A 26,139-nucleotide genomic window follows, 5' to 3' on the forward strand; every position below is an offset into this window, starting at 1 on the left:
TATCTGCTCCTAATTTGTTTTGATTTCCAGCCAACAAACCGGAGCGTTTACCAAGCTTTCAACGCTACAAAGTCACCGAGAAGTTTTGCAAGTGCACTGTCGATCTCGTCGTTGTAGTCACCGTTGGCGTTGATGGTGTCGAACAACTCTGGGTTTTGACCTTTTGCGTAAGCAATTAACTCTTCTTCAAAACGCGCAACTTTGTGCAACTCTACGTCAGCCAAATAGCCTTTTTCTGCAGCGTAGATAACCGTTGCTTGCTCAGCGACAGACATTGGAGAGTATTGTTTTTGCTTCATCAGTTCGGTTACACGCTCACCATGATCAAGTTGCTTGCGCGTCATGTCGTCTAGGTCAGAAGAGAACTGAGCAAATGCGGCTAACTCACGGTATTGAGCTAACGATGTACGAATACCACCAGACAGTTTCTTGATGATCTTGCACTGTGCTGCACCACCCACACGAGATACCGAGATACCTGGGTCAACAGCAGGACGTAGACCTGAGTTGAATAGTTGGGTTTGTAGGAAAACCTGACCGTCGGTGATTGAGATTACGTTGGTTGGTACAAACGCAGATACGTCACCCGCTTGAGTTTCAATGATAGGAAGCGCGGTTAATGAACCTGTTTTGCCTTTCACTTCACCATTTGTGAACTTCTCTACATACTCTGCATTCACTCTTGCTGCGCGTTCTAGTAGGCGTGAGTGGAGGTAGAATACATCGCCAGGGAAGGCTTCACGACCCGGTGGGCGTTTAAGTAGCAATGAGATTTGACGGTAAGCGACGGCTTGTTTTGATAGGTCATCATAGATGATCAGTGCATCTTCACCGCGGTCACGGAAGTATTCGCCCATGGTACAACCCGCATAAGGTGCTAGGTATTGAAGCGCGGCAGACTCTGAAGCTGATGCCACAACAACAATGGTGTTTTTAAGTGCATCGTGGTCTTCGAGTTTACGAACCACGTTAGCGATGGTTGACGCTTTTTGGCCAATCGCAACATAAACACATTTAATGCCAGAGTCTTTCTGGTTGATGATCGCATCGATAGCGAGCGCTGTTTTACCAGTCTGACGGTCACCGATGATAAGTTCACGTTGACCACGACCGATAGGCACCATGGTGTCTACTGCTTTGTAGCCGGTTTGAATTGGCTGATCGACGGACTTACGCTCGATTACGCCGGGCGCAATTACTTCTACAGGGTCGAGTCGGTCACAACTCACTGGGCCTTTGCCATCGATTGGCTCACCTAATGTGTTCACGACACGGCCAAGAAGCCCATTACCTACGGGTACTTCCAAGATACGACCTGTCCCTTTCACTTTCATACCTTCAGATAGGCCAGTGTAGGGACCCATAACCACGGCACCGACTGAATGCGTGTCAAGGTTAAGAGCAAGAGCGTATTTGCCACCAGGAAGCTCGATCATCTCACCCTGCATGACATCCGCAAGGCCGTTAATGGTAATGATGCCGTCACGAACCGAGACGATAGTGCCTTCGTTGCGAGCTTCGGTGCTCACATTAAATTTCGAGATGCGATCTTTAATCAGGTCGCTGATTTCATTTGAATTTAATTGCATTATTGTTACCTATCTCGCGTGAAGTTGATGAGCTAATCGGTTAATTGATGTGTTCAAAGAACCATCGATGACGGTTTCACCCGCCTTGATGACGATCCCGCCAACCAGCGAGTCATCAATAACCTGTTCCATTTCAACCTGACGCTCTAATTTCTTCTCAAGTGCAGCAGTGAGTGATGTCACTTGATCTTGTGTAAGCAATTCTGAACTGGTGACAGTGACAGGGATTACACGTTCATGTTCGTCCTTTAGGTCGCTGAACAAGTTAAACAAGTCTCTGATCACTGCAAGACGGCCATTCTCAGTCAAGACTTTAATGAGATTAATGACGTGGTCATCAACGAGTCCTTGGCATACGTGAATGATAAGATTGACCAATTCTTCAGATTGCTCTGTGTGAACACCTTCTGCTGATGAAATCTGCTTAGCGATCGTTTCTTCTTCCGCTACCGTCACAAGAATGGACAGCATTGAGTGCCACTCTTGTAACTTGTTTTCACCTAAAGCAAAGTCGAACGATGCTTTAGCGTAGGGATGAGCAATATTGGTGTAATCTGACATATTGCCTCCGTTTAGAGTTCGCTTATCATTTGATCAACTAACGCTCGGTTCGTTTCAGAATCTAGGTTCTTGCTAATCAATTTCTGTGCACTTTGAATAACCGCATCTGCCATATCCGCCTGAAGTTCACGGCGTAACTTTTGACGTTCGCCTTCTAGCTCAGCTCTACCTTGTTCTAAGATGCGTGCCTTTTCTTGCTCACCTTCTTGGTGAGCTAAAGTGATGATTTCGTTGCGGCGTTTCTTGCCTTGCTCAATCAGTTCGGTCACATTCTTTTTCGCATCTGCGACGAGTTGTGCGCCATTTGATTTTGCTAGTTCTAGCTCTTTCGCTGCATTCTCTGAGTGGCGTAAACCATCAGCGATTTCTTTTTGGCGCTCGTCTAACATCGCGGTGAGAGGGGGCCATACATATTTCATGCATAGCCAAACAAAAATCACGAATGAGATTGCTTGACCAAACATGCTGGCATTTAAATTCATACCTTCCTCACTAAATCTTGATTATTTACAAATCGATCTTTTCAAAGCTTTTAATTAAGCAACGGCAAAGATGATGTATAGACCGATACCAACACCGATCATCGGTACAGCATCAACAAGGCCCATCATGATGAAGAATTGAGTACGAAGCATTGGAGTAAGGTCTGGTTGACGAGCAACACCTTCAAGGTATTTACCTGCTAAGTTACCAATACCAGATGCTGCACCCGCTGCACCTAAACCGATCAGTAATGCACCTGCTACATATAAAACTGCGCTTACGATATCCATTTGTATCTCCGATAAATAATTTGTTAGTTAATTTTTAGTTATTAATTAATGGTGTTCTTCTGTTGCCATTGCTAAATAAACAACGGTCAGTACCATAAATATAAATGCTTGCAAGAATACGATTAATATGTGGAATAAGGCCCATGGAACACTTAGTGCCCATTGCATCCACCAAGGCATTAGTGCGATAAGGATGAATATCATCTCGCCTGCATACATATTTCCGAATAATCGTAAGCCTAGTGATATTGGCTTTGAAATTAATGTTATTAATTCAAGAACGAAGTTAACAGGATATAAAAGAGGGTTATCAAATGGCTGAGTAGTGAGCTCTTTGATAAAGCCTTTCAAACCTTTATTTTTTAACGTATAAGTTAACAGTAGAATAAACACACCGAGTGCCATCGACATTGGGATATTTACATCCGCTGTCGGTAGGTCTCTAAAGTGTTCTAAACCCATTACACGAGTTAACCCCGGTATTAAATCTATAGGTAATAGATCGACTGCATTCATTAACAACACCCAAACAAACGTGGTTAATGCCAGTGGCCCTATTAATTTATCCTCCGCTTGAAAAATTTCTTTGACGAGATTGTTAACAAAATCAAAGATAAGCTCGATAAAACATTGAAAACGACCAGGTACACCGCTAGTGCCTCGCGTGACGACATATCTAAACGCGCCTATAAACAGTAAACCTGTGATCCAAGATACCAACATTGAGTCAATGTTGAATGCCCAGAAACCATCCCCTGTAGTTAAGAAGGTTAAGTGATGCTCTATATACTCATGAGCGGTAGTGACTTGATCCATACTACACGTACTCCGATCTATTAGAGGCGGTAATAAATGGTGTTAAGAAATATCCAACCATAGTTAAAATGTACGCATATAATATTACAGGGTTATCCAATTTGAAGAATTGGAACGCCAAGATAAACATTAAAAACGTATATGTTATTTTTACGACACGACTCATTTGCATTAAGTCACGTAAACTATAATTAGGGTTCTTACGCACCTTTAGGCTTGCATATATAAATCCAAACAGCGGGGGTAGCATCGCGATGACGATCCCTAAAGCTGATGATTCCATATCTACTTTATTACCAAAAAACACTTCATATAAAACCACACCGATGGCTAATACTATTTGGCAGAGAACAACTCTTTTAGCGGCAACAAGGATGTCGCTACTTATCCCATTAAGCCTCATAATAAAACCTTATGTTAAACAGTGTAAGTAAATATAAAACACAGTTTAAATTTAACTTGTTACGACATTTCAGTTGTTGATAACACTTGACTTGCTTTAAAGAAATACCCTTTCTGGTTTTATATCGCTTGAAGAAATTAAACGGATATAAACTAATTCGCTATCGTTTCGACAAAATATAAATTACGCCTAAAATTATGTGATCAAAACGACAAATATCGACATCAATAATTCCATTTTTGAAAGATGTATTTTTCATTTATGAAAGTAATAGTTCTATTAGTATATTCATGAAAATTTCAGATGCTTTATTTTCAATGGTAAGAGGGGGATTTTAGTAGAATTTAGAGAGTTATTTTGGCCGATTACGAGCTTATCTATTATTATTATTCAAACACTTAGCGTCATTTATAAGTTGATTATTGAGTGCCATTTTACAAGTGGATAAAGCCAGTTTTAGTCAGCGATGAAAGCCTTCGTGCATTGAGTGATTTATCTATACGGCGTTCTCTATCTAGAAGTGATTATTTTTCAAAATAGTTTGTCACGACTTCATTCTTAACGTCTTTCAAACTATTCGAAACGGATAAATCGGCGTTTAAGATGAATATTATGGAAGAAATTCAGCTCCTCACATGGATGTAAGGAGCTGAAGATAGGGCAAAAATCTGAAGGTTAGGGCACTAAGCTCAAGATAGAAAGGTCAAAAGTCTGGAGATTCGAACTGGAATTTCTTGATGTGTTGCTCTATCAACCGCTTTTTAAGCAAACAAATTCAATCATGTCCCTCTATTAGTCCTCATAACTTAGATATTGAATACATAAGTCATGAAAAGCTTGCGCTTGTGGCGAGATCGTACGATCAGACAATCTGAAAATACCGATTTGACGCTGTAAAGGCGGGTCAATCAATGGAATCCACACCAAGCGGGTTTCATTGGTCGGGAAAGCCAGTCTAGGCAGCGTGGTCACGCCTATTCCGAGCTCTAACACCGAAAACAGGGAAGTGATGTTCTCTACTGAATACAGGGCTTGTTCGCTGAGCATTCGCGCAGGTGTTGGGTCGAGCAGGGTACAAGTTCCGTTACGAATGAAGGGCTGTTTTAACAACGTTTGCCATTCGATTCCTTCCTGTTGAGAGGCAATAGGGTTGTCTTTGAGGCACACCACACCGATAGGATCGGAAAGTAAAGGCGTGAAATCGATGCTCTCTTCTTCTAAATGGGAGCTATTTCCTAAGGCAACGTCCACTTCTCCAGACAATAATCTCGCTTCCACACCTGCCGCATTATCATCAATCAAGCTGACTTCTACATTAGGGTACTGCTCACAAAAGGCCCCTAAAACGCTAGGGATTAATTTCGCCGCTACTGATGGCACGCTTGCTATTCTAACTCTTCCTTGTTGTCCTGCCGCGGCTGCGCGTAAGTCGTTGTCTAATGCTTTGTAAACATTAAGGAATTGAATGATTTTTGGCAGGCATATTTCGCCGAAAGGTGTCAGGGTTGATTTGTTGCCTGTTTCAAACAGTGGCTGACCGAGTATTTTTTCTAGCTCTTTTATCGATGTAGAAAGTGCCGCTTGCGAGCGATTTGCTCGGTGAGATGCCGCTCGAAATCCGCCTTCTTCGACCACTAAAACAAAATGTTTTAACTGTTGTAGCTTAATACTCATGGCACTGATCCTTCTCTAGCCCTTGCTATACCTTACTTTTCGCAAGGTGATAGGTTTTATTTATCAAATGCACAAAATTTACCGTTAGATTTATCAGTCGTCAAGGTGCAGTATTTAACCATCTTGAAACATAGTTGTTACAAAGTTGGATGGAATCGTGAACGCACAAACTAAAAAACACCCAGTAAAAACCGAGCTTTTCGCTTCAAAAGCACCACTAGAGTGGGCAATCGTTAATAACGGCACTCTATACACAGCGCAGATTCCAATTGATGAAACTGGCGCAGTAGTAGACGGCGGTATCGAAGCGCAAACGCGTCAGACTTTTAACAACCTTGTTCATACGTTGGAGTGTGCAGGCGAATCTATGGATTCAGTGCTGCAAGTTCTGATTTACGTGACAGACCGTGAATATCTAAAAACGGTAAATAGCGTATACGGAGAATACTTCAATGCACCTTATCCAAACCGTGCTGCGGTTGTCGTAGCAGGGTTAGCAAGAGAAGAAATGTTGGTTGAATTCGTTGTTTATGCATCGGCGTCTCAACCTGAATAATCGGACTGTGAACTAAGGCTATTTGCAGGTCAAAACTCTTTTGAATTGAAGTGTTTTATTGATACAAGCGAACGGGTTCACTCTAGATACAAAATGTACGACTTATTTTAGCAATTAATTACCTGAATATTAACAGTTTATTAATTAACCAGATGGTTGCCAGACTCAACCGCAACCTAACCGTTACAAGGACAGAATGATGACTCAATTACAGAATGTTCAAGCAGAAAACGCACTTTACATTGGCGGCGAATGGCAAGCGGGTGTTAGCACCGTCGCGAACATTAACCCATCAGATATTTCTGAAAACATTGGTAACTTTGCACAAGCAAGCGCAGAGCAAGTGCAACAAGCGATTTCAGCGGCAAAACACGCTCAACCAGAGTGGGAAAAAACGCCAATTGAACGTAAACAAGCTGTACTACAAGCAATTGGTAATGAGCTGATTGCGCGTTGTGATGAACTGGGTACGTTGCTTTCTAGTGAAGAGGGTAAACCTTTTGCTGAAGGTCGTGGCGAAATTTACCGTGCTGGTCAGTTCTTCCAATACTTCGCCGCAGAAGTACTTCGTCAAATTGGCGACAACGCTGAATCTGTGCGCCCTGGTGTTTCTGTTGAAGTGACTCGTGAAGCGGTAGGTGTTATCGGCATCATCTCTCCTTGGAACTTCCCGACAGCAACGGCTGCTTGGAAAATTGCTCCAGCACTGGCTTTCGGTAACAGCGTTATCTGGAAACCAGCAAACCTAACACCAGCAAGTGCGGTTGCGCTTACTGAGATCATCCACCGCCAAGGCATGCCAGCAGGCACGTTTAACCTTGTTCTAGGTAGTGGTTCGAAAGTAGGCGATGCACTGATCAACTCTAAAGAAGTGAACGGTGTGAGCTTTACTGGTTCTGTTGATACAGGTCGTAAGGTTGCGGCTGCTACAGCGCCAAACTTCGTTCGTTGCCAACTAGAAATGGGCAGTAAGAACGCACTTGTTATTGCTGACGATGCAGACATCCAAACTGCGGTTGACGCAACGATTGCAGGTTCGTTCTCGGGTGCTGGTCAAAAATGTACAGCATCTTCTCGTCTAGTGGTTATGGATAGCATTCACGACCAGTACGTTGAAGCACTGATTAAGCGTATGAGTGAGCTGAAAGTGGGTCACGCACTGGAAGAGGGCGTGTTCATGGGCCCTGTTGTGGACGGAAACCAACTTGAAGCAAACCTAGGTTGGGTTGAGAAAGCACGTCAAAGCGGCGGTGAGCTGGCATTTGGTGGCGAGCGCCTAAGCATGAAACACGAAGGTTTCTACATGTCTCCAACGCTGTTCTTGAATACTAAGAACGATTGGGAAGTGAACCAAGAAGAAGTGTTTGCACCCATGGCAAGCGTGATTCGTGTCGCCGACCTAGAAGAAGCTATCGCGACAACCAACGATACTCGCTTTGGTCTAACGGGCGGCATCATTACTCAAAGCCTACGTACTAGCGCAATGTTCAAGCAACAAGCGCAAACAGGTTGTGTGATGGTGAACCTACCAACAGCGGGCACAGATTACCACGTACCGTTTGGTGGTCGTAAAGAGTCTAGCTTCGGTCCTCGTGAGCAAGGTCAATACGCGAAAGAGTTCTACACAGTAGTGAAGACAGCTTACCAGCGTCCTTACTAGCCAGCTTTCCATATAAGAATTGGATAGCTGAAGATATTAAGTCCCTAGCTATCCAGCTAACGAATTGGCCTGATTCACAGAGTCGGGCCAACATTCAAACCAAAGCAGCAAACGAACTTAGACAAGTGATTTAACCCATTTTTGAAAACATGTTATTTGAGTGTGTTTTCAAAACCGAGCTAGAACACTGAGCTTTCAATAGGAGTGGTTATGTACCAGCAACGGATTGTTATAGATGGATTGCAATACTGCAATTGGAACAGAGAATATTTCCAAACACTAAAGGCGAGCGGCATTACAGCAGTTCACGCTACCGCGGTTTACCACGAGACAGCTCGTGAAACCTTATCTCGCTTTGCAGAGTGGAACCTAAGATTTGAGCAGAATGCAGACATTATCATGCCGATTAACTCAATGGCTGATGTTGAGACTGCAAAAGCGACCGGCAAAGTCGGCATTTTCCTTGGTGCTCAAAACTGTTCTCCAATCGATGATGAGATTGGTCTTATCGAAGTGATGCGTAAGCAAGGCCTTCTGATCATGCAATTGACGTACAACAACCAGAGCTTATTAGCGACGGGTTGCTACGAGAAGAACGATACGGGTATTACTCGATTTGGTAAGCAAGCTATCGAAGAGATGAACCGAGTGGGCATGATCATCGATATGTCTCACAGTGCCGAGCGTTCAACGCTTGAGGCGATTGACCTATCTTCTCGTCCTATTTGTATCAGCCACGCGAACCCAACGTTTGCTCATGATGCACTACGAAACAAATCAAACGATGTGATTAAAGCCTTAACTGCACGCGGTGGTTTAATCGGATTCAGTTTATACCCATTCCACCTACCAAACGGCAGTCAATGTACTTTGGAAAACTTCTGCCAAATGGTTGCGACGACAGCTGATATGGTCGGCGTAGAGCACCTGGGAATTGGTAGTGACCTTTGTTTAAACCAACCTCAAGCTGTTCTTGAATGGATGAGAAATGGTCGTTGGTCTAAAGCAATGGACTACGGCGAAGGCTCTGCAAACAACTCAGGTTGGCCAGATGCGTTGCCTTGGTTTTGTGGTAGTGCGGGTATGGAAAATATTTATAACGGATTGATGCGTCATGGTTTCAGCGAGTCTGAAGCTGGGCAAGTCTTGGGAGAAAACTGGTTTAATTTCTTGAAAGATGGCCTAGAGCCTCAAAGCAAGGGTTAAGCGCTCTCTCAAGCCATCATCGAATTAGCAGACTTCTAATTAACGTTCATTTGGAAATGCTGTTTTAACCAATTCCACTATTTAAAAGGAACAACGGTCTATTTCGCAACGCGGTAACCCAAACATGGATTAGCCTGCCCAACACAAAAAACAATAGGGCAGGTGTTAAATACACCCTTGTAGTCATCATTCAAATGACAGCTGCAAAGAAACCTCTGGAGTCAGAGTATGTCTGATTTAACCAATAGCGTGAAACCTTCAAGCTTAAATGCGGGTCAAGTACACACAGCAAGTAGCAAAACAAGCAACACCAAACAGTCTGAATCTACGTCAGACAAATTGGGATTAACCAACCCAGCACTTTGGTACAGCGGCGGTTTTATCGCTCTGTTCGTTGCACTTGCTCTATTTGACGGCGAGCTGTTATCAAGCCTTGTAAATACGGGCTTTGCATGGTCTGTAAAAGTATTCGGGCCTTACTGGCAAATGCTTCTTCTTCTGACTTTTCTTATTGGTCTTGGCCTAGCGGCAGGGCGAACAGGCAAGGTTATCCTAGGTGGCATTGCTAAACCTGAGATGGATGGTTTCCGTTGGATGGCTATCATCTTCTGTACGTTACTTGCAGGCGGCGGTGTATTTTGGGCAGCAGCAGAACCTATCGCTCACTACGTTAGCCCCCCACCATTATATGGCGTACAAGAAAACGCACAACAAGGTGCGGTGAATGCTCTATCACAATCATTCATGCACTGGGGTTTCCTTGCATGGGCTATCGTTGGCAGTTTAACGTCTATCGTGGTTATGCACCTTCACTACGACAAAGGCTTGCCTCTTAAACCTCGTATTTTGCTTTACCCAGTTTTGGGTGAAAGAGCACTGAAAGGTCACACTGGTGCGCTGATTGATGCATGTTGTATTGTCGCTGTAGCGGCGGGTACTATCGGTCCGATCGGTTTCTTAGGCTTGCAAGTCAGCTATGCTCTGAATGAACTGTTTGGTATTCCTGATGGCTTCACGACACAGTTGATCATCATCTTGTTCGCTATCGTTCTTTACACATTGTCTGCATTAAGTGGTCTTAACCGCGGGATGCAAATGCTAAGCCGTTACAACGTAATTTTAGCAATGGCATTGATGGTCTATATCCTGATCTTCGGCCCAACAAACTTCATTTTCAATGGCTACATCCAAGGTGTAGGTAGCATGATAGATAACTTCATCCCAATGGCAACATACCGTGGTGACGAAGGTTGGTTAAGCTGGTGGACAGTATTCTTCTGGGGTTGGTTCTTAGGTTACGGCCCAATGATGGCAATCTTCATCGCACGTATTTCACGTGGTCGTAGTATTCGCCAGTTGGTATCAACCATCAGTCTTATTGCGCCGTTTGTAACATGTTTCTGGTTCACGATTGTTGGTGGCTCAGGCCTTGCGTTCGAAATCGCAGACCCAGGCAGCGTAAGTAAAGCATTCGAAGGCTTCAACTTACCCGGTGCGCTACTGGCTGTAACTCAGCAACTACCAATGCCAATGCTTATCTCGATTTTGTTCTTGATCTTAACCACGATCTTCATCGTAACAACCGGTGACTCGATGACTTACACCATCAGTGTGGTCGTTAGTGGAGAGACTGAGCCTAACGCAATTATTCGTACTTTCTGGGGGGTGATGATGGGGGTAACAGCATTAATTCTGATTTCCCTAGGTTCTGGCGGTATTTCAGCGCTGCAATCGTTCATCGTAATCACAGCGGTACCAGTGTCCATAATCTTACTGCCATCGCTCTGGAATGCGCCTCAAATCGCAATCAAGATGGCAAAAGAACAGGGTTTATAAAAAGCCTAAGTCTATAAAAGATAATGTTCAATAAAGATATGGCTCTGTAAGACAAGAGCTCTGTAAAACAAGAAACGGATTAAATAAGAACAAATCAGCCTTTGAAAGAAGGCTGATGCAAATTCCGAAAAGAACAGCAAACCCGAACTGGTGAAAATACACCGGACGGCAAAGTATTTAGGTCAATCGATCTAGTCAGGACAAATAATAAGGGGCGAGTTCGCTTGCCCCACATAACGTGAAAGCTAACCAGCATACTGTAACAACGAATGCTTCAAATGATGGCAACGATCGGTTCTGAATGGCTAGCAAAATCCTATAACTATAAGGTGGTGAGCAAAATGGATGCACATCGTTCTACCTACACTGAATCAGCACTACGTGATGCGACTGTCGTCATGGCACCGGAAAGGCTAGGTGCAATGCACCAAACACGTATCAGCTTCGTTAGAACTCTGATTCGTAAAATGGCGCAGCAAGAATGGAAAGTGACGAAACATGAGTGGCAATTAGACGCTCGAGGTTTTGGTCACGTTATCTATAAGCTATTGACGCCAAACCATGTCTATCATTTGGTTGTTTTTTGCGATGAAATTGCAGACGACGAACGAAATGACCGTGTAATTGCTGAAAAGTGGGACGTAACGTTTGCGCTTGTTCTTGGTGATGTTGATGTCACCCTACTTGAAAGACTTCGTGCGAATGTACCGCTTCAAGAAGCGGGACGTAATCCTAACAATGTGCTTGTTTTAGCGCGTGCAAATAAAAGTGTGCGTGTGTTTGAACATATCGTTAGTCACTTGGCTAAAGGTGTTCAACCAACACCCAAAGAACTGGCTGAAGTGGGCTACATCCTACGAACTACTGCAGTTTACGGTAATGGCAAATTTGGCATTGCTGACTTTAAAATCTTAGAGAAAAATGAAGATTTCAATCAGTCGTTTAGCGCTCAAATGTGTGCGGTGTATATGCTGCGAGAGTTCAGCCTAGATTGGGTTCATTATCTAGCAGAGCAACAAGGTGGCGAACAAGCGATTTCTTTACATCGTGGATTACAACGCTACCTAGGCGTTGGTAATGCGACAGGTTTAGGCATGGCGCCATACCTGATTAACCACCCAAGTATTGTCGATCAGTGGATGACGACCCGTGAGCATGCATTAGCTGAAGTGTTAGCGAGTCAGACTGATACGGCGTTGATCGAGCCACTACGTACATTAGTTAAAAAAGCGATTTGTCATTTAGAACAAGTTGTTACCATCAATGAAACACAGCAAGAGCTGAACAAAGCCGCTGTTGATGATTTGAAGGAAACAGAGCAATCGCTAGAAACGTCTGTCAGCCAGTGTGATACATGGTCGCAGTTAGTCGAGCAATCTAAGCAAATGAGTATGGAAGCCCAAGAAATCCTTATCTCATGTTTGATGGAATTGTACCCAGAATTAGTGGACGCCCATCAAGAGCAAATGAATTGCAGCGAAACACTGTCGCTTCCTAGCGGCAAAAAGATTCAAGACCTTCTTGTTGTACTAGAAGAAAAGTACCGTTGGGCGATCACGACCGACTTTACTAAAGCAGAAAACAACTACTGGTTCTGGTATCGCTCTCAAGACAAAGAAGAGCCAAGACTCGGTGTTAGAGGCGAAGAGCTAGGTGAGGAGCGTGAACTGCCGTTGGATATTGGCCGTCAAGCTTATCGTTTGTACCATGCTTTATTGCAATTCGCGCCAGAGCTTTCATTGGCTGAATTCCTTGTTAAACAGCCGCAGCATCGTGCAATTGCGCGCCGTGTGTGGACGCTGGGTAACAAAGCGATGGGTGACATTCAAATGAATGTGCTTCACCAAGATTCACCCCCAATGCACTTGTTGCGCTGTAAGCTTGCGATGTTTGGTGCAACAAAATTTGATCCTCGCTCAGATCGCTGGGTACGAGTGACGTTTTTCCAAGGTGCGCCACTGCTTGATGAGATTCATCAGGACGAATGGGTGTTCCCTGTATTACCAAGTGAAGCTGAACTGTCTGTTTCTCAAAATGTTTCAATTCACAGCACATCTACTCACGGCACACTAACTCACAGTACAAATGCGAAAGGCCAACATGGAGGTAAATCGTTATGATCGTTTCTCACAATGAACTGGTAGCGGCCGTCAATAAAGCCTTTTTAGGCATGCGTCGTACATGTGGTGAAGCTGATGTGATAGCGAACATGGTGGCAGATTTACAAATGGTCGGTTTGGATGGTGTTCGTCATTTTAACAGTGCGAGCAACTTCATCGGGCTAGAGGACGACCGCCCTGTAGATATTCAACTGCGCAGTGATAATACGGTTGAAGTCGACCTGCACAAGGCTAGTTTGGCTTGTCATCTTCCTGTGATTATGGACTATTCGATTGAAAAAATGGTTGGTAAGAAGACGCTGAAAATTGAGCTAAATAACTGCCACAACCGTTGGTTAGCGTACAGCGAGCTTGTAAAACTGGCTGCGAAAGGTATCGCGTGCATGGCACGTTGGGATAACGGCTCTAGCCCTAAGAGCACTTTGTATGTGCTTAATCGTGGTTGCGTTGCTCCAGAACTGTTTTTATCAGATTTGCCACTGACATCGTACGAACATATCCACAATATGACCATCGAACTTTCCGTCCAGGATTTCGATATTGAACGTTTGTCAGATGGCTACCACACACACATTGAATCAGAAGCGCTTTTTAAAACTCAAGAGAAAGCGTGGAACGATGGCATTGAGGTTGATGATGGGGAGTGGGCGGCACTGAAAGAGACCGCTACCGCAATCCTAGTTCAGAGCAGCGAACGCTCGACTCAAGGTGCAGGTGAACTGACGGCTTCGTAGTCGCTAGATTTATTAGGTTCATTAGAACTAACAGGTTCGATAGATTAACGGCAAATAAGCGAGTTAGTTTATCAACACAGATAAAACCAAAGAGCTTAACGAATCCTCACCTCGTTAAGCTCTTTTTATTTGCCTCACGCTTTGGGTCTGCTTTACCTCATTCTTTTGATCTCTCGCTGGATCTACCTATTCTAAATTGACTGTTTTGACATACGTTGTTACCCGTTGAGAGGTAATTGAACAATTAAACGAAGCACTTTCACATTCATGTTAAACAAACGGTTTCATTTACAAGCCACTATGCGTATCTTGCTAACTAGGGCCCCAAAGGGCACCGTTTTTATTCGTACCGATGACTTTAGAATCAGATAAAAAGGAATGAAGCGTGCAAGCTAACTTTATTGATGGAACCACCCTGTATCGTCAGCACTCTTTTGAGTTGCCACTTGACTATCAAGCTAAAGATGGACAACAGATCCAAGTCTTCGCACGTGAGCTAGTTGATCTCGCTAAAGATTCGCAAGAACTGCCGTGGCTTATCTACTTTCAGGGCGGTCCAGGCTTTCCATCTCCACGAGTGAGCGGTCAATCAGGTTGGCTAAAGCGTGCATTACAAAACTATCGTGTTCTGCTTCTGGACCAACGTGGTACAGGCAACAGCACGGTTATCAGCCATGAAACGTTGGCCCATCTGTCTCCAGAGCAACAAGTTGAGTACTTAACGCATTTCAGAGCCGACAATATCGTTCGTGACGCTGAAGCGATTCGTGAACAGTTTGGTATTAAACAATGGTCGACAATTGGTCAAAGCTTTGGTGGCTTCTGTACACTGAGCTATTTGTCGCTGTTCCCACAGAGCTTGCAGCGTTGTTATGTGACGGGCGGCATTCCTTCTATTGAACGCGAAGCTGACGATGTTTATCGTGCGACTTACAAGCGTGTAGAAGACAAAAACAGAGCCTTTTTTGCTCAGTTCCCACAAGCTCAAGCTATGTGTCGTGAGATCTCTGATTACTTGCTTAACAACGACGTGAGACTGCCAAACGGTCAGGTGTTTACCGTTGAACAGTTCCAGTTGATCGGTATTAATCTAGGTGGCGGCGAAGCAAACCTTCCTATGTACTTCACACTGGAGAGTGCGTTTGTTGAAGTGAACGGAAATAAGCAGCTGAGCTACAGCTTCTTAAATCAAATGCAGCAAGAGCAGGGCTACCTGACGAATCCAATCTACGCGATTTTGCATGAATCTATTTACTGCCAAGGTGCAGCGTCTAACTGGTCTGCACACCGAGTACGCGAGCAGTACCCACACTTTAACTACCAATCAGGTGGTGAGTTCTGGTTTACCGGAGAAATGGTGTACCCATGGATGTTCGACCAACTAGAAACGCTGAAACCATTACGTGAAGCGGCAAACATGTTGGCCGAGAAGTCGGACTGGGGCACTTTGTACAACGCAGAGCAGCTGAGTAAGAATACCGTTCCAATGGCATGCGCAGTTTACGCTGACGACATGTACGTGGAGCTGGATTACAGCCGTGAAACGCTTGCCAACATTCCAAACTCGAAAGCGTGGATTACCAACGAGTATGAGCACAATGGTTTGAGAGTGGATGGTGAACGAATTGTCGATAAGCTAATGATGATGGTTGAAGCATTAGAAAATTTGCCAAAATAATCAAATTATTAGCGTAGATTATCTACGTTAGAAGCTATCTATATTAGAAGCTCTTACGTTAGAGACAATATACGTCAAAAACAAGAAAACGCTGCATCCGTGCAGCGTTTTTTTTATGTCATCCAACTATTCGATTTAAGGAACTAGGAGGGGTAGCCCTTGAAGCCATTAAGGTTGGATGACGATATCTTGATTTTCAGTGGTCGATAAGCTGGCGCGGTTCTGTTCGATAAGTTGAGCTGCATAAGAAGGAGTCACAGCTTGAATTTCGCCTTTTGAACGTATCGTCAATGCTTCCCACGCATGATCACGATATTTGCCTGTTTGTGTATATTCAATAAGTACTCTCATGATTCTTCTATCCGGTGTGTGGTTAACGTGCTACTAACATTAGCGACTTTGTTTTGGTTGCACACCTGTTAATTATGAAACATAAGATTAACTAAATGAGGTGAAGTGCCGCTTGAAAATAAGACTAACTTACACATATAACAAACGATGAACATAAAAAAACGCTGCACAATGGCAGCGTTAAAGTTGAGATATGTTGGAGATTGCTTAGCTGTTTTCTAAGCCAACAATCTTGCGTGCAGACATCACCGCACTATCCAAGTCTGTCAATCTACCAGCACTCGCTGGACCAAGAACTGATGAATACAAAGCCAACTGTTTCTCAAATGATAAATCTAATTGGTTATATAGATTTTGGCGGATTTGAGCGTGTTGCTGTGGCTTTGCGCTCGACAGGCCTTCCAACGTATCGTAAATGAGTGTAGTTGTGTCCATATCTGTCCTTAGTGCATCTTTATAAAATTTTGTATATTATGCACTTGGTATCATCTTTGTTCTGCGAGATTGATCGCATTATGTGCAGCTCTGCTCAATTGTGTAACCAGATGGTTGCGATTGTGTTGTCTTTAAACGGTTTCGTTGTGACGGTCACATAGAAGAAAGGAGGCTCTCTCGCCTCCTTTCGATTTGGTAAACAGTGATAAAAATCACATTTGTCGCGTTGCTTTTGGGGCTAATCGACTAAGTACACAGCTTCTATTTTATGTTGATCGTATTGTCTCTACGGTCATACATATCTGGGGTGGTATGCAAGCCGCCCGCATAACCTGCTGCTTCTAGTGTTTCTCTTACCTCTCGAACGTGCTCAGCCGTGACGGGATCGTTTCTATCCCCAAGGTTAGAGCGTACAAAGGTAATTAACTCAGCCAAACGTTGATCCGACAACACATCTTCAAAACTTGCCATTGGCATGAAGTTTCGGTCTTTGTCGAGATAGGTGGGTTGTAAACCTCTCACCGTCACGGCAATGGTATTGAATGGGTCGCTGTGCATGATAATGCCGTTATTCAACAGAGTAGGGGCGATAGGGGCGCGACCTTTACCATCGTCACCATGACACGCTCCGCAGGTTTGACGATACGTGGTGTAGATTTCACTGCCATACGCGGCTTCATCAAACCCTTTAGGCTGTAACTGAACTGCACCACTGGCGATGGTGTTGTTGATGTCACCACTGAGTAGGTAATAGGACATCGACTCGATATCTTCACGCGTCATCAAACTCAGGCTGTTTTTCACTACGTCAGCCATCCCTGCAAAAGCGGTGCCTTTGTCAGAGTGACCTGTGTGTAGGAAATCGGTGAGTGTTGCTTCATCCCAACCATCGATATAAAGCTCATTGGCTGTGATATCTGGCGCATTCCAACCGTCAATCAAGTTACCTTGGAAAATACGTTCAGGTATCAGAGCTTGAGCAATGTTTCGTGGTGTGTGGCACTCAGAGCAGTGGCCAAGACCAGTGACCCAATATTTCCCTTGTTGCCATTTATCAACGTTGTCTACTTTGTCTTTTAACTCTTCAGGTACTTGATAATCAACGGGATCGGTATCCATGAACACAATGTTCCAACCAAGCAAACCTAAGCGAATGTTCGATGGAAACATCATGCTGTTGTCATCATTACGTCGTGGTACGGCGGTGATTGACTGCATGTATTCCCACAAATCCACCATATCTTGGTCGGTCAGATATTGATATGAGGTGTAAGGCATAGCAGGGTATAGATAGCCGTCCTTACCCTTGCCAGCGACTAACGCGGCTCGAAAGTCTTCAAAGTTGTATGTTCCAATCCCTTCTGTTGTGTGTGGGGTAATGTTGGTTGAGTACACAGTACCAAAAGGGGTAACGAATGGTAGGCCGCCAGCAAAAGGTTCGCCACCTTCCGCACTATGACAAGCCACACAGTCACCGGCGTACGCTAGGTATTCGCCGCGCTCAACAGATGAAGCTTTCAAACTCGCGAGCCTTTGTTGTTCCACCTCACCAGCGTGACGAATATAAGCCCCAAGAGCGAGTATTTCATTTTCGGTAAGCTGCTTATCAAACGCTGGCATTACGTTGTTCAAACCGTGATTTATGGTGTGCTGAATTTCTTCAATGCTTCCGCCGTGTAGCCAGATATCGTCAGAAAGATCCGGTACACCTATTAACGGGTTTGCAACTGAACCATCGGCGTGACAAGACGAGCAGTATTTCGTGAATAAGGTTTTACCGAGTTCGACTTTAATCTCGGGCACATCAGTATGACGTTGGTTGAGAGACGCTAGATAGTACGACATCTTAGCCACTTCATCAGGACGTACTATTTCGCTCCAACCTGGCATTGCACCGTTGCGACCTTTGACGATGGAATGAATAATGGCTTCGTCGCTGCCGCCATATAACCATTCTTGGTCTATTAGGTTAGGGAAATGCTTTTGCCCTTGAGCATTATCTCGATGGCAGGCTGCACAATGAGTTTGGAACAAGATCTGACCACTGTTAACGATCTCTGGTACTGCAGATAATCCTTCTAAAGTGGTTTCACTGGTTTGAGAGAATTGTTCATTCAGGCTGGTGGTCGGCGAGCTTAGCTTATCGTCGCTTTGTTTCCAATCGACTAACCCTTCCCATTCGCCAAGACCAGGGTAAAGTACCAAATAACCCGCAGACAATAGAAATGCCACTGCATAACTGACAAACAGTAATTTGGGTGGAGGTGCATCTTTCTCTTCTATGCCATCAAAGGTGCCAAGGGTGTGGTCGTGATCGGCTTTGTGATTGCTACGCCAATATTTAACAACAACGGACACCATAAGAGCGAAAAAAATTAAGGTTAAAATTACCGCCCATAGATTCCAAAATGTGCTCATTGTGATACCTCCTGTGACGTATCTTTACCAAGGCTTTGTAAGTAGCGAATCAAAGCTTCACCTTTGGTTTTGCCTCTTACTTGCAATCGGGCGTCACCAATTTCTTGATCGGTATAAGGCACACCTAAGGTACGTAACACTTCCATTTTGGCGCTAATATCGTCGCCAGTGAGAGTCTGCTCAAACAACCATGGGTAAGACGGCATGATAGATGTCGGTACAACTTGTCGAGGGTTGATTAGGTGAATAACATGCCATTGGTCAGAATACTTTCTGCCTAAGTTGGTTAAGTCGGGACCCGTACGTTTGGAACCCCACAAGTTAGGAAACTCATAGATATCGTCTGCTTCTTTATTCGGACGACCATTACGTTTCACTTCTGGTTCTAGAGGGCGAACCATCTGAGTGTGACATACATGACAGCCTTCACTGATATAGATGTCTCGTCCTACTAATTCGATAGGTGTCAGCGGCATCGCTAAGCTGTCTTTCGCAATATCGTCTCCACGGACAATGCTTGGCACTACCCAGACCAGTAAAGAGAAAGAGGCGACAATAACGGTAGTCAAAATTAAAATGATAATTGAATGTGTAAAGTCTTTACTCATCATTTAAGCTCCCTCATTAACGGCATGTTTAGCGTCATGCATGACTGGCATACGAACCGTTTTAAACAAATTAAATGCCATAAGGAATAAACCCAGAACAAACAATGCACCACCAAAGAATCGTAAGAACAACCAAGGTGCTTTGAAGTCCATAGCTTCAACAAAGCTATAAATCAGCTCTCCATTTTCATTTTGAGCGAGCCACATATAGCCCTCACCGATACCCGCGACCCAAAGCGCTATGGCATAGATGGCGACACCTGCATGAGCGAGCCAGAAGTGCCATTTAATCAGTTGTCGTGACCAAAGACCGGTTTGGCCCCATAAGCGTGGGATGAAGTAGTAAAAAACCGCAATCCCTGACATTCCAACCCATCCAAGTGCAGCAGAATGTACGTGACCGATGATCCATTCGGTGTTGTGTGCCACCATGTTGAACCAGCGAATGGCAAGTAGAGGACCTTCGAACGTCGCCAAACAGTAGTAAAGAATTGCTGAGAAAAAGAATAATAGAATGTAGTCGGACTTCAACTTTTCTTTGTTTTGCAGCAGGGTCATTGCGCTATTGAAAGCACCGGCCCAAGAAGGGAGCCACAGGATCAATGACATCACGATGCCGATGTTCTGAATCCAGATGGGAACGGACGAGTAAACTAGATGGTGCGTTCCGGCCCACGTATAAAAGCCGACCAAGCCCCAGAAATGGATCACAGACAAACGGTACGAGTAGATAGGGCGTTCTGCGGCCTTGGGGATGAAGTAGTAATTCATTCCAATCACACCGGCTGTTAGCAAGAAACCGACGGCGTTATGTCCCCACCACCATTGAACTATTGCATCTTGAGCTCCTGCAAACACAGAGTAGGACTTCATGGCCGAGACTGGCATCGCGAGATTGTTCACGATGAAGATCATTGCGACAACAATAATGAAAGCGGCGAAGAACCAGTTAGCCACGAAGATATGACTCACTTTACGCTTAGCAAGGGTGCCAAAGAACAGTACCGCATAGAGCACCCAAACCAACACAATCAATAAATCGATTGGCCATTCAAGCTCCGCATATTCTTTTGAACTGGTGTGGCCGGCAGGCAAGGAAATCACAGCGAGTAACAAAATGAATTGCCAGCCCCAAAATACCATCCATGACAGGCTTTTATTGAACAGATCGCAATGACCAGTTCGCTGGGCAATATAAAGTGATGTCCCCATTAGAATGTTGACTACAAACCCATAGATTACACCTGAGGTATGAAGAGGGCGAAGACGACCAAATTGAAAATATTGAGAGTCGAAATTTAACACTGGCCAATACAGTTGCGCGGCGAGAATTACGCCGATGATCATGCCTACAATAGCCCAGACTAAGGAGGCGATAATAAAGCATTTCACTACCTTGATACTGTATTGCGTTGTCACGTTTTCCATAACAAGGCTCCTTGCCTAAAATTTTAAATCGTCTATTTATTATTTTATTGCCGGTCTGCACATCTCTATTTAGAAGCTTGGCTTGCTTGAGAGTCGTTGCTTTGCTGGAAGCCATTATCCATCTGTGCTTCGTGACCCAATTGAGAATAGAAATAGGAAATGTCACGGATGTCCTGATCGGAAAGCGTGTCAGCTTGTTGCTGCATCAATATCGCCAGGCCGCTCGTTCTTTCTCTCGTTTGGTAATCTTTCAAAGAAGAAATGAGATATCCCACCTTTTGTCCACGAAGGTTAGGGTAGGGATCTTGTGTTGAAATACCATCAGCACCATGACAGGTCATACATACCTTGGCTTTTTTCTTACCTAATTCGAACTGCTCATCATCGATTCCTGCATAAACTGGGTACGTTACGAGCATCATTAAAACGGTGGAAAGTGCGGCTATGGAGTTAAACTTATGTTTATTCAAACTCATTACTGATTCCCTTGATTCTAAAGTTAACAAGCGTTTCGTGATTATAGAACGGTGATATTTGGCTACGACTACCTGACCTAAAGCGATTAAAAAATCGTAAAAAACGAATTACGTTCGATTAAAGGTTATGCAGCGTTGCACATTCTCGCTACTTGTTGAGCCATATTTATTAGTAATTTCGTATCTTAATACGTACTTACCTAGTCGATTGGTTTACTTATCGAGCTTAAAAAGTAGAGTTTTAATCGCCATCGTTATGAAATGATACCTATCTTAATGGTAGCAATTCAGTCAATGAGCTTTAAATTCGGAGGAGGAGCGAAGAGGGATAGATAACTTGTAAATCAGGGTGAGATCGTGAGTGTTTCTTAGACAAAATTACGGTCGATTTGACGAGCACATTTAGCTATGACCATATGCTTCCTTTTTAGGAGGGGGAATCATGCACATTAACCACTTGAAAGAACACCGACCAACGTTAAGGTGCCGTTAAACTAGATACAGCGATGGTGTTCTTACCCGTGTTTTTAGCTTTATAGAGTGCCTCATCTGCATGGGAAAGTAATTGGTTTGAAAGGTCTTTGTGAAAGTGGTGAGTCGTATCAACACCTGTTAGGCCAAAGGAGCAAGTCGCGTGAAATTGATAAGGCGGTAGTCCAAAAGTGTATCTGGATACTTGTTCTTTGATTGATTTTAGTCTTTGTACTACTTGTTCTTCCTCCTGCCCCGAAAACAGTATAACGAATTCATCCCCACCGAACCGGGCAAAGCAATCCTCAGAGCCAATAAAACGTTGAGTTATAGTCGACACTGTCTTTAAAAGCTCATCACCACTCGAATGTCCATATTGGTCGTTAACGGACTTGAAGTCGTCAATATCGAACATACATAAATGAAGTCGAGGCGCTCTATTAGCCGAAAAGGCTTCAAGGGCATCAGAATACCGAACTTCAAAGTAACTGCGTGAAAACGCCTTCGTCAAATAGTCATACATCAAATGGCTATTTAACTGATTTCTTTCCTGATACAGCTCGTCGATATGAAGTACTAAAATCCATGCAATGCAAAAAGTGACGAGGAAAGATCCAATCCATGTCAGTGGTGGAAGGTCGATAACCTGAATTCCGGTTAGGGCATCCAAAACCCCGGTTACTGCCCAAAAGATGGTTGTAAGTAAAAGCAGTAGCACTATGCCAACACGTTGATTTATCTTGCACTGATGTTGGTAAATTCGAGCCAGAATGAGAACGCAATATCCTAATAATAATATTGCCCCAGCTCCCCATAATTGAAAGAGTGGTCCAAAAGACAGCCCGGTATAGTAAGTGGACGTCGGGTAAAGCTCTTTAGCTAAGAAGTACTCGTTAGGAAATAAAGCGATCACTGCGAACAGAGTACAAATGGTGTAACAGCGCTTTAAGTAAACAGGAGCGTCATACTCAAAGAATGAAACGTAGAAATGTAAACCCAATACAACAGTGAACATTGCAGTAATAACCGTCACACGATTAGCAATATCAAGATAATCGAGGTTATCGCTACTGTTAATGAGAATAAAAAAGGCGGCCAGAAACACGCCGCTAACGAAAGCGAATAAAGAAAAAATTAGATAGTACTGTATTTTTTCTTCATGGCGAGAATGTAAATGGTGGTAAAGCACGTTAAAGAACAGACCCGCTATGAGGCTGATACTAGAAGCAACGATCAGGGGAACCGAGTACAGTGATACCATTATTTTCCTGTAAGATTGACAGCGATGTTTGAGAGGTAATAAGAATCGTTATCTGGCTAATCATGGCCTCGTCGTGGAGACGTTTATTTATTACGTGAATAGATGCGATCTATATAATGGAAATTATCAACTATTTCTTTTAAAAACAAGTTTCCAGTGCTTCATTAGAGTTAAAATCACTACCAACAAAAACCTAGAACTAGGTTAGCTATCGAATGGTGTAGAGTTCATTGTTGCAAAGCTCGCGGTTACAGACAGATAGTGTTTAACATCAAGTGAGTGGATACCGCTTACTCAAGCCGAGTGTAGTTCGCTTTACCTCATTCAGCGATAATGATGCCTAATTGGGCCTGTGACAGTTTACCGCTCATACGACATGTTGTTGCCCATCATAAAACCGATCAATGATACTAAGTCGGCTTGATATGACAGTTTCTAAACCCCAGCAAATTATCAGTTAAAGGGGGAGACGACTTCCCTCGGCTTGTCACCCCTAACGGCTGCCTTTGGGTGTATGTATGGCTCAAAATATGGCATCCTCAAACCTATCATTTAAAAAGGACACACGGACCGTCGGATATGGATACCAACTCGCATCAACTCTCTTTACGCACTATTGAGCCATCGGATTACACCGAATTGGCGGCATTAATGAATCTCGTGTTCCCCGATGTGGGAGGTGCATGGCCCCGCTTGACTATCTTGGATCTAATCCATCAGTTTCCTGATGGTCAAATTTGTATTGAAGATAACGGCAAGATCATCGGCGCGGCTTTGACGATAAAAGTGAACTACAACCGCTTCTCACTGCCTCACCTTTACACGGACATCATCACGGAAAATAACGTGATTCAGAATCAAGTGACAGGCGATGCCATGTATGGCTTGGATGTTTTTGTACACCCTGATTATAGAGGCCTCCGTTTAGGTCGCCGTTTGTATAATGCCCGCAAAGAACTGTGCCGGAGCAAAAACTTCAAAGCGATATTGGCAGGGGGGCGCATCCCTCTTTACCATGAGCATGCAGATGACCTGAGTGTTGCGGAATACATCGACAAGGTAAAACGTCGCGAACTGCATGATCCTATTTTGTCGTTTCAGTTGGCCAACGACTTCGATGTCAAACGAATCATGCGCGGTTACCTGCCTGAAGACGATGCGTCTAAAGGGTATGCAACGCTTCTGGAGTGGGACAACTTTTTTTATGAGGAAGACATTCAATCGGTGCACGATGTCGAGAAAAACCTGATCCGTATTGGCGTAGTGCAATGGCAAATGCGTGCCATGAACGATTTAGAAGATCTGCTCGATCAAGCGGAGTTCTTTATTTCCTCTCTGGCCAACTATCAAGCTGACTTTGCACTTTTCCCTGAGTTTTTTAACGCGCCGCTGATGGGGCTAAAAAAGGAACAAAACTCTGTTGAGGCGATCCGTTTTCTTGCTAGTTTCACTGAAGAGATTAAATCACGCTTTTCCCAATTGGCCGTTACTTACAACATCAATATCATCGCCGGTAGCATGCCGATTATTGAAGAGGATGGGAAACTGTATAACGTCGCTTACCTATTGCAGCGTGACGGGAGCATTAACGCTCAGTACAAAATACACATCACGCCTCATGAGCAAAAGGATTGGGTGATTGATGGGGGCGACAAGGTACAAGTATTTGATACGGACGCAGGTAAAGTGGGAATACTCATTTGTTACGACAGTGAGTTTCCGGAGTTGGGTCGAATGATGGCAGAGCAAGGAGCACAAATTGTGTTTGTGCCATTTTGGACCGATACCAAAAATGGCTATCAGCGCGTTCGTATTTGCTCTCAAGCGCGAGCTATTGAGAATGAGTGTTACGTGGCGATTGGTGGCAGTGTGGGCAATCTCCCACGTGTCGATAATGTCGATATTCAATATGCGCAGTCAGCGGTGTTCTCACCCTCAGATATTTATTTCCCGCACGATGCCACGTTGACGGAAGCCAGTGCCAATACCGAAATGATCATTTTTGCGGATGTCGATTTAACCAAGCTTAAGCAGCTCAATATGGAAGGTTCGGTCACCAACTTACGCCACCGTAGACTTGACTTGTACGGAGGCTTTACCAAAAACAACAAGTCTTAATAAGGCGGAGCATGTTGATATTGGGTGTTGCGAGTGACTGAGGGGAGGCTACATTGCGTTGACTGTACTATCGATAATTCACTTGAGTTGTTCATTTCACCTATCGTCTATTTGCTACCTTATTAGAGGGGGTTGTTACGCTTTGAAGTGGCACCGTCAATGTGTAGATTGATGCGCAACATACGGCAATGATGTACGCCGTGATAACCTAGGTATCAATTTATAAACCTATCTAGAGTGTCGCTATTACATTAGATCTAAAGTGCTAAGCGCAGAGCAAAAGCGCTGCATGATGAATATAGCCATGCTAGAGGCTGTATTGAGTGCTTTTACTTAGGTGGTAAAAAATAGGCATTCATACGGTCTCCCTGACTTATAAATTAGGTGGCAGTGAGGTGATTAAGTCGAAAGCTATATGATTGAAAATTAGACAATCACTAGTTAAGTCAAATGGTCAATTTGGTCTAGACTCAATTTAGTGACTTTTTAAAATGGAGTTTAAAATGAGAACTGTATTTCTGTTTATAATTTTTCTTTTTTCGTTTTCTAATCTTGCCGCCTCTGAACTCACTGTGTTTGATCACTTAGGGCAAAAGCACAAGTTAAGTACGGAGCAGCTTTTATCTTTGCCTCAAAAAGAAATCGAGACTTCGCTTCCTTGGGTTGATGGACTGTCGGTATACAGTGGAGTGACGTTGCAGACTGTTCTTGAAACGCTAGATAAGCCAATCCCCTCTCAAGTAACATTTGTGGCGTTAAATGACTACAAGATTGCCGTGCCCAAAGAAGATTTCTTGGACTATCAACCAATTATCGCGATCAAGCAAAATGGAAAGCTTATGTCGGTAAGAGATAAAGGCCCTTACTGGTTGGTTTATCCATTATCTTCGAACCCAGAGATCGATAGTACGGATTTCCATGCAAAGATGATTTGGCAGATAAGAGATATTCACCTTTAGAGGAGCGA

The 26,139-nt window shown here is 43.9% G+C and carries 23 protein-coding genes; 9 read left to right on the forward strand and 14 right to left on the reverse strand.

Going from position 1 to position 26,139, the window contains the following annotated elements; genetic code table 11:
- Window positions 1-47: 47 nt before the first annotated feature.
- The 7 genes from atpA to ACFI6G_RS14480 form a co-directional block, all read right to left on the reverse strand.
- Complete coding sequence (atpA, locus tag ACFI6G_RS14450; protein ID WP_010429141.1) at window positions 48-1,589, reverse strand: F0F1 ATP synthase subunit alpha; 1,542 nt, start codon at window positions 1,587-1,589, stop codon at window positions 48-50.
- A 9-nt stretch (window positions 1,590-1,598) separates the two neighbouring features.
- Complete coding sequence (locus tag ACFI6G_RS14455) at window positions 1,599-2,150, reverse strand: F0F1 ATP synthase subunit delta (RefSeq protein WP_462710333.1); 552 nt, start codon at window positions 2,148-2,150, stop codon at window positions 1,599-1,601.
- 11 nt (window positions 2,151-2,161) lie between these two features.
- Window positions 2,162-2,632, reverse strand: a complete 471-nt coding sequence (locus ACFI6G_RS14460; protein ID WP_004730401.1) for a F0F1 ATP synthase subunit B — start codon at window positions 2,630-2,632, stop codon at window positions 2,162-2,164.
- 54 nt (window positions 2,633-2,686) lie between these two features.
- The gene (atpE, locus tag ACFI6G_RS14465; RefSeq protein ID WP_004730405.1) at window positions 2,687-2,923 is read right to left on the reverse strand and encodes a F0F1 ATP synthase subunit C; all 237 of its coding nucleotides are present in this window, start codon (window positions 2,921-2,923) and stop codon (window positions 2,687-2,689) included.
- A gap of 45 nt (window positions 2,924-2,968) precedes the next feature.
- Entirely contained in the window at window positions 2,969-3,739 is a 771-nt protein-coding gene (atpB, locus tag ACFI6G_RS14470) for a F0F1 ATP synthase subunit A (protein ID WP_010429161.1), read from the reverse strand.
- A gap of 1 nt (window position 3,740) precedes the next feature.
- Complete coding sequence (locus ACFI6G_RS14475; RefSeq protein ID WP_010429164.1) at window positions 3,741-4,142, reverse strand: hypothetical protein; 402 nt, start codon at window positions 4,140-4,142, stop codon at window positions 3,741-3,743.
- 792 nt (window positions 4,143-4,934) lie between these two features.
- On the reverse strand, window positions 4,935-5,816 hold the full coding sequence (locus ACFI6G_RS14480) for a LysR family transcriptional regulator (protein WP_010429166.1): 882 nt from the start codon (window positions 5,814-5,816) through the stop codon (window positions 4,935-4,937).
- A 157-nt stretch (window positions 5,817-5,973) separates the two neighbouring features.
- On the opposite strand from ACFI6G_RS14480, the gene ACFI6G_RS14485 reads away from it, so the two are divergent.
- The 7 genes from ACFI6G_RS14485 to ACFI6G_RS14515 all read left to right on the forward strand — a co-directional run bounded on the left by ACFI6G_RS14485 (window position 5,974) and on the right by ACFI6G_RS14515 (window position 15,606).
- Complete coding sequence (locus ACFI6G_RS14485; RefSeq protein WP_010429168.1) at window positions 5,974-6,372, forward strand: RidA family protein; 399 nt, start codon at window positions 5,974-5,976, stop codon at window positions 6,370-6,372.
- Window positions 6,373-6,571: 199 nt separating this feature from the next.
- Window positions 6,572-8,032, forward strand: coding sequence for an aldehyde dehydrogenase family protein (locus ACFI6G_RS14490; RefSeq protein WP_016792811.1), 1,461 nt, complete (start codon window positions 6,572-6,574; stop codon window positions 8,030-8,032).
- A gap of 210 nt (window positions 8,033-8,242) precedes the next feature.
- Window positions 8,243-9,238: a membrane dipeptidase gene (locus ACFI6G_RS14495; protein WP_016766778.1), complete on the forward strand. Its 996-nt coding sequence runs from the start codon at window positions 8,243-8,245 to the stop codon at window positions 9,236-9,238.
- A gap of 228 nt (window positions 9,239-9,466) precedes the next feature.
- Window positions 9,467-11,074 (forward strand): BCCT family transporter, encoded by a 1,608-nt coding sequence (locus ACFI6G_RS14500; RefSeq protein WP_462710334.1) that lies wholly within the window; start codon window positions 9,467-9,469, stop codon window positions 11,072-11,074.
- Window positions 11,075-11,352: 278 nt separating this feature from the next.
- Window positions 11,353-13,194 carry a hypothetical protein gene (locus tag ACFI6G_RS14505; RefSeq protein WP_215945719.1) on the forward strand — a complete coding sequence of 614 codons (1,842 nt, stop codon included), beginning with the start codon at window positions 11,353-11,355 and terminating at the stop codon, window positions 13,192-13,194.
- Window positions 13,191-13,928, forward strand: a complete 738-nt coding sequence (locus tag ACFI6G_RS14510; protein WP_102270168.1) for a DUF3726 domain-containing protein — start codon at window positions 13,191-13,193, stop codon at window positions 13,926-13,928. Before ACFI6G_RS14505 ends, ACFI6G_RS14510 begins: the two co-directional genes overlap by 4 nt.
- A gap of 385 nt (window positions 13,929-14,313) precedes the next feature.
- The gene (locus ACFI6G_RS14515) at window positions 14,314-15,606 is read left to right on the forward strand and encodes an alpha/beta fold hydrolase (RefSeq protein ID WP_171343754.1); all 1,293 of its coding nucleotides are present in this window, start codon (window positions 14,314-14,316) and stop codon (window positions 15,604-15,606) included.
- Window positions 15,607-15,774: 168 nt separating this feature from the next.
- Here the strand turns inward: ACFI6G_RS14515 and ACFI6G_RS14520 are convergent, their stop codons facing one another.
- From ACFI6G_RS14520 to ACFI6G_RS14550, 7 genes are all read right to left on the reverse strand, one after another.
- On the reverse strand, window positions 15,775-15,957 hold the full coding sequence (locus ACFI6G_RS14520; RefSeq protein ID WP_004730424.1) for a hypothetical protein: 183 nt from the start codon (window positions 15,955-15,957) through the stop codon (window positions 15,775-15,777).
- A gap of 207 nt (window positions 15,958-16,164) precedes the next feature.
- Window positions 16,165-16,392, reverse strand: a complete 228-nt coding sequence (locus ACFI6G_RS14525; RefSeq protein ID WP_004730426.1) for a PAS factor family protein — start codon at window positions 16,390-16,392, stop codon at window positions 16,165-16,167.
- 261 nt (window positions 16,393-16,653) lie between these two features.
- Entirely contained in the window at window positions 16,654-18,810 is a 2,157-nt protein-coding gene (locus ACFI6G_RS14530) for a c-type cytochrome (protein WP_016788202.1), read from the reverse strand.
- A complete protein-coding gene (locus tag ACFI6G_RS14535) occupies window positions 18,807-19,421 on the reverse strand; it encodes a cbb3-type cytochrome c oxidase subunit II (protein WP_010429193.1) in 615 nt (204 codons plus the stop codon). Before ACFI6G_RS14535 ends, ACFI6G_RS14530 begins: the two co-directional genes overlap by 4 nt.
- Complete coding sequence (gene ccoN / locus ACFI6G_RS14540) at window positions 19,422-20,846, reverse strand: cytochrome-c oxidase, cbb3-type subunit I (RefSeq protein WP_016788203.1); 1,425 nt, start codon at window positions 20,844-20,846, stop codon at window positions 19,422-19,424. It abuts the gene before it with no gap.
- Window positions 20,847-20,911: 65 nt separating this feature from the next.
- Entirely contained in the window at window positions 20,912-21,322 is a 411-nt protein-coding gene (locus tag ACFI6G_RS14545) for a c-type cytochrome (protein ID WP_010429197.1), read from the reverse strand.
- 478 nt (window positions 21,323-21,800) lie between these two features.
- A complete protein-coding gene (locus ACFI6G_RS14550) occupies window positions 21,801-23,054 on the reverse strand; it encodes a GGDEF domain-containing protein (RefSeq protein ID WP_016788204.1) in 1,254 nt (417 codons plus the stop codon).
- A gap of 579 nt (window positions 23,055-23,633) precedes the next feature.
- On the opposite strand from ACFI6G_RS14550, the gene ACFI6G_RS14555 reads away from it, so the two are divergent.
- Both ACFI6G_RS14555 and ACFI6G_RS14560 read left to right on the forward strand, forming a co-directional pair.
- On the forward strand, window positions 23,634-25,172 hold the full coding sequence (locus tag ACFI6G_RS14555) for a bifunctional GNAT family N-acetyltransferase/carbon-nitrogen hydrolase family protein (protein WP_010429203.1): 1,539 nt from the start codon (window positions 23,634-23,636) through the stop codon (window positions 25,170-25,172).
- 503 nt (window positions 25,173-25,675) lie between these two features.
- Complete coding sequence (locus tag ACFI6G_RS14560; RefSeq protein WP_010429206.1) at window positions 25,676-26,131, forward strand: putative pterin-binding protein; 456 nt, start codon at window positions 25,676-25,678, stop codon at window positions 26,129-26,131.
- Window positions 26,132-26,139: the final 8 nt, after the last annotated feature.

This window comes from Vibrio sp. PSi01 (assembly GCF_054960695.1).

Coding starts and splice junctions, on each gene's coding strand:
- atpA (WP_010429141.1), bottom strand. CDS start 1,589: ATGCAATTAAATTCAAATGAAATCAGCGACCTGATTAAAGATCGCATC.
- ACFI6G_RS14455 (WP_462710333.1), bottom strand. CDS start 2,150: ATGTCAGATTACACCAATATTGCTCATCCCTACGCTAAAGCATCGTTC.
- ACFI6G_RS14460 (WP_004730401.1), bottom strand. CDS start 2,632: ATGAATTTAAATGCCAGCATGTTTGGTCAAGCAATCTCATTCGTGATT.
- atpE (WP_004730405.1), bottom strand. CDS start 2,923: ATGGATATCGTAAGCGCAGTTTTATATGTAGCAGGTGCATTACTGATC.
- atpB (WP_010429161.1), bottom strand. CDS start 3,739: ATGGATCAAGTCACTACCGCTCATGAGTATATAGAGCATCACTTAACC.
- ACFI6G_RS14475 (WP_010429164.1), bottom strand. CDS start 4,142: ATGAGGCTTAATGGGATAAGTAGCGACATCCTTGTTGCCGCTAAAAGA.
- ACFI6G_RS14480 (WP_010429166.1), bottom strand. CDS start 5,816: ATGAGTATTAAGCTACAACAGTTAAAACATTTTGTTTTAGTGGTCGAA.
- ACFI6G_RS14490 (WP_016792811.1), top strand. CDS start 6,572: ATGACTCAATTACAGAATGTTCAAGCAGAAAACGCACTTTACATTGGC.
- ACFI6G_RS14495 (WP_016766778.1), top strand. CDS start 8,243: ATGTACCAGCAACGGATTGTTATAGATGGATTGCAATACTGCAATTGG.
- ACFI6G_RS14500 (WP_462710334.1), top strand. CDS start 9,467: ATGTCTGATTTAACCAATAGCGTGAAACCTTCAAGCTTAAATGCGGGT.
- ACFI6G_RS14505 (WP_215945719.1), top strand. CDS start 11,353: ATGATGGCAACGATCGGTTCTGAATGGCTAGCAAAATCCTATAACTAT.
- ACFI6G_RS14510 (WP_102270168.1), top strand. CDS start 13,191: ATGATCGTTTCTCACAATGAACTGGTAGCGGCCGTCAATAAAGCCTTT.
- ACFI6G_RS14520 (WP_004730424.1), bottom strand. CDS start 15,957: ATGAGAGTACTTATTGAATATACACAAACAGGCAAATATCGTGATCAT.
- ACFI6G_RS14525 (WP_004730426.1), bottom strand. CDS start 16,392: ATGGACACAACTACACTCATTTACGATACGTTGGAAGGCCTGTCGAGC.
- ACFI6G_RS14530 (WP_016788202.1), bottom strand. CDS start 18,810: ATGAGCACATTTTGGAATCTATGGGCGGTAATTTTAACCTTAATTTTT.
- ACFI6G_RS14535 (WP_010429193.1), bottom strand. CDS start 19,421: ATGATGAGTAAAGACTTTACACATTCAATTATCATTTTAATTTTGACT.
- ccoN (WP_016788203.1), bottom strand. CDS start 20,846: ATGGAAAACGTGACAACGCAATACAGTATCAAGGTAGTGAAATGCTTT.
- ACFI6G_RS14545 (WP_010429197.1), bottom strand. CDS start 21,322: ATGAGTTTGAATAAACATAAGTTTAACTCCATAGCCGCACTTTCCACC.
- ACFI6G_RS14550 (WP_016788204.1), bottom strand. CDS start 23,054: ATGGTATCACTGTACTCGGTTCCCCTGATCGTTGCTTCTAGTATCAGC.
- ACFI6G_RS14555 (WP_010429203.1), top strand. CDS start 23,634: ATGGATACCAACTCGCATCAACTCTCTTTACGCACTATTGAGCCATCG.
- ACFI6G_RS14560 (WP_010429206.1), top strand. CDS start 25,676: ATGAGAACTGTATTTCTGTTTATAATTTTTCTTTTTTCGTTTTCTAAT.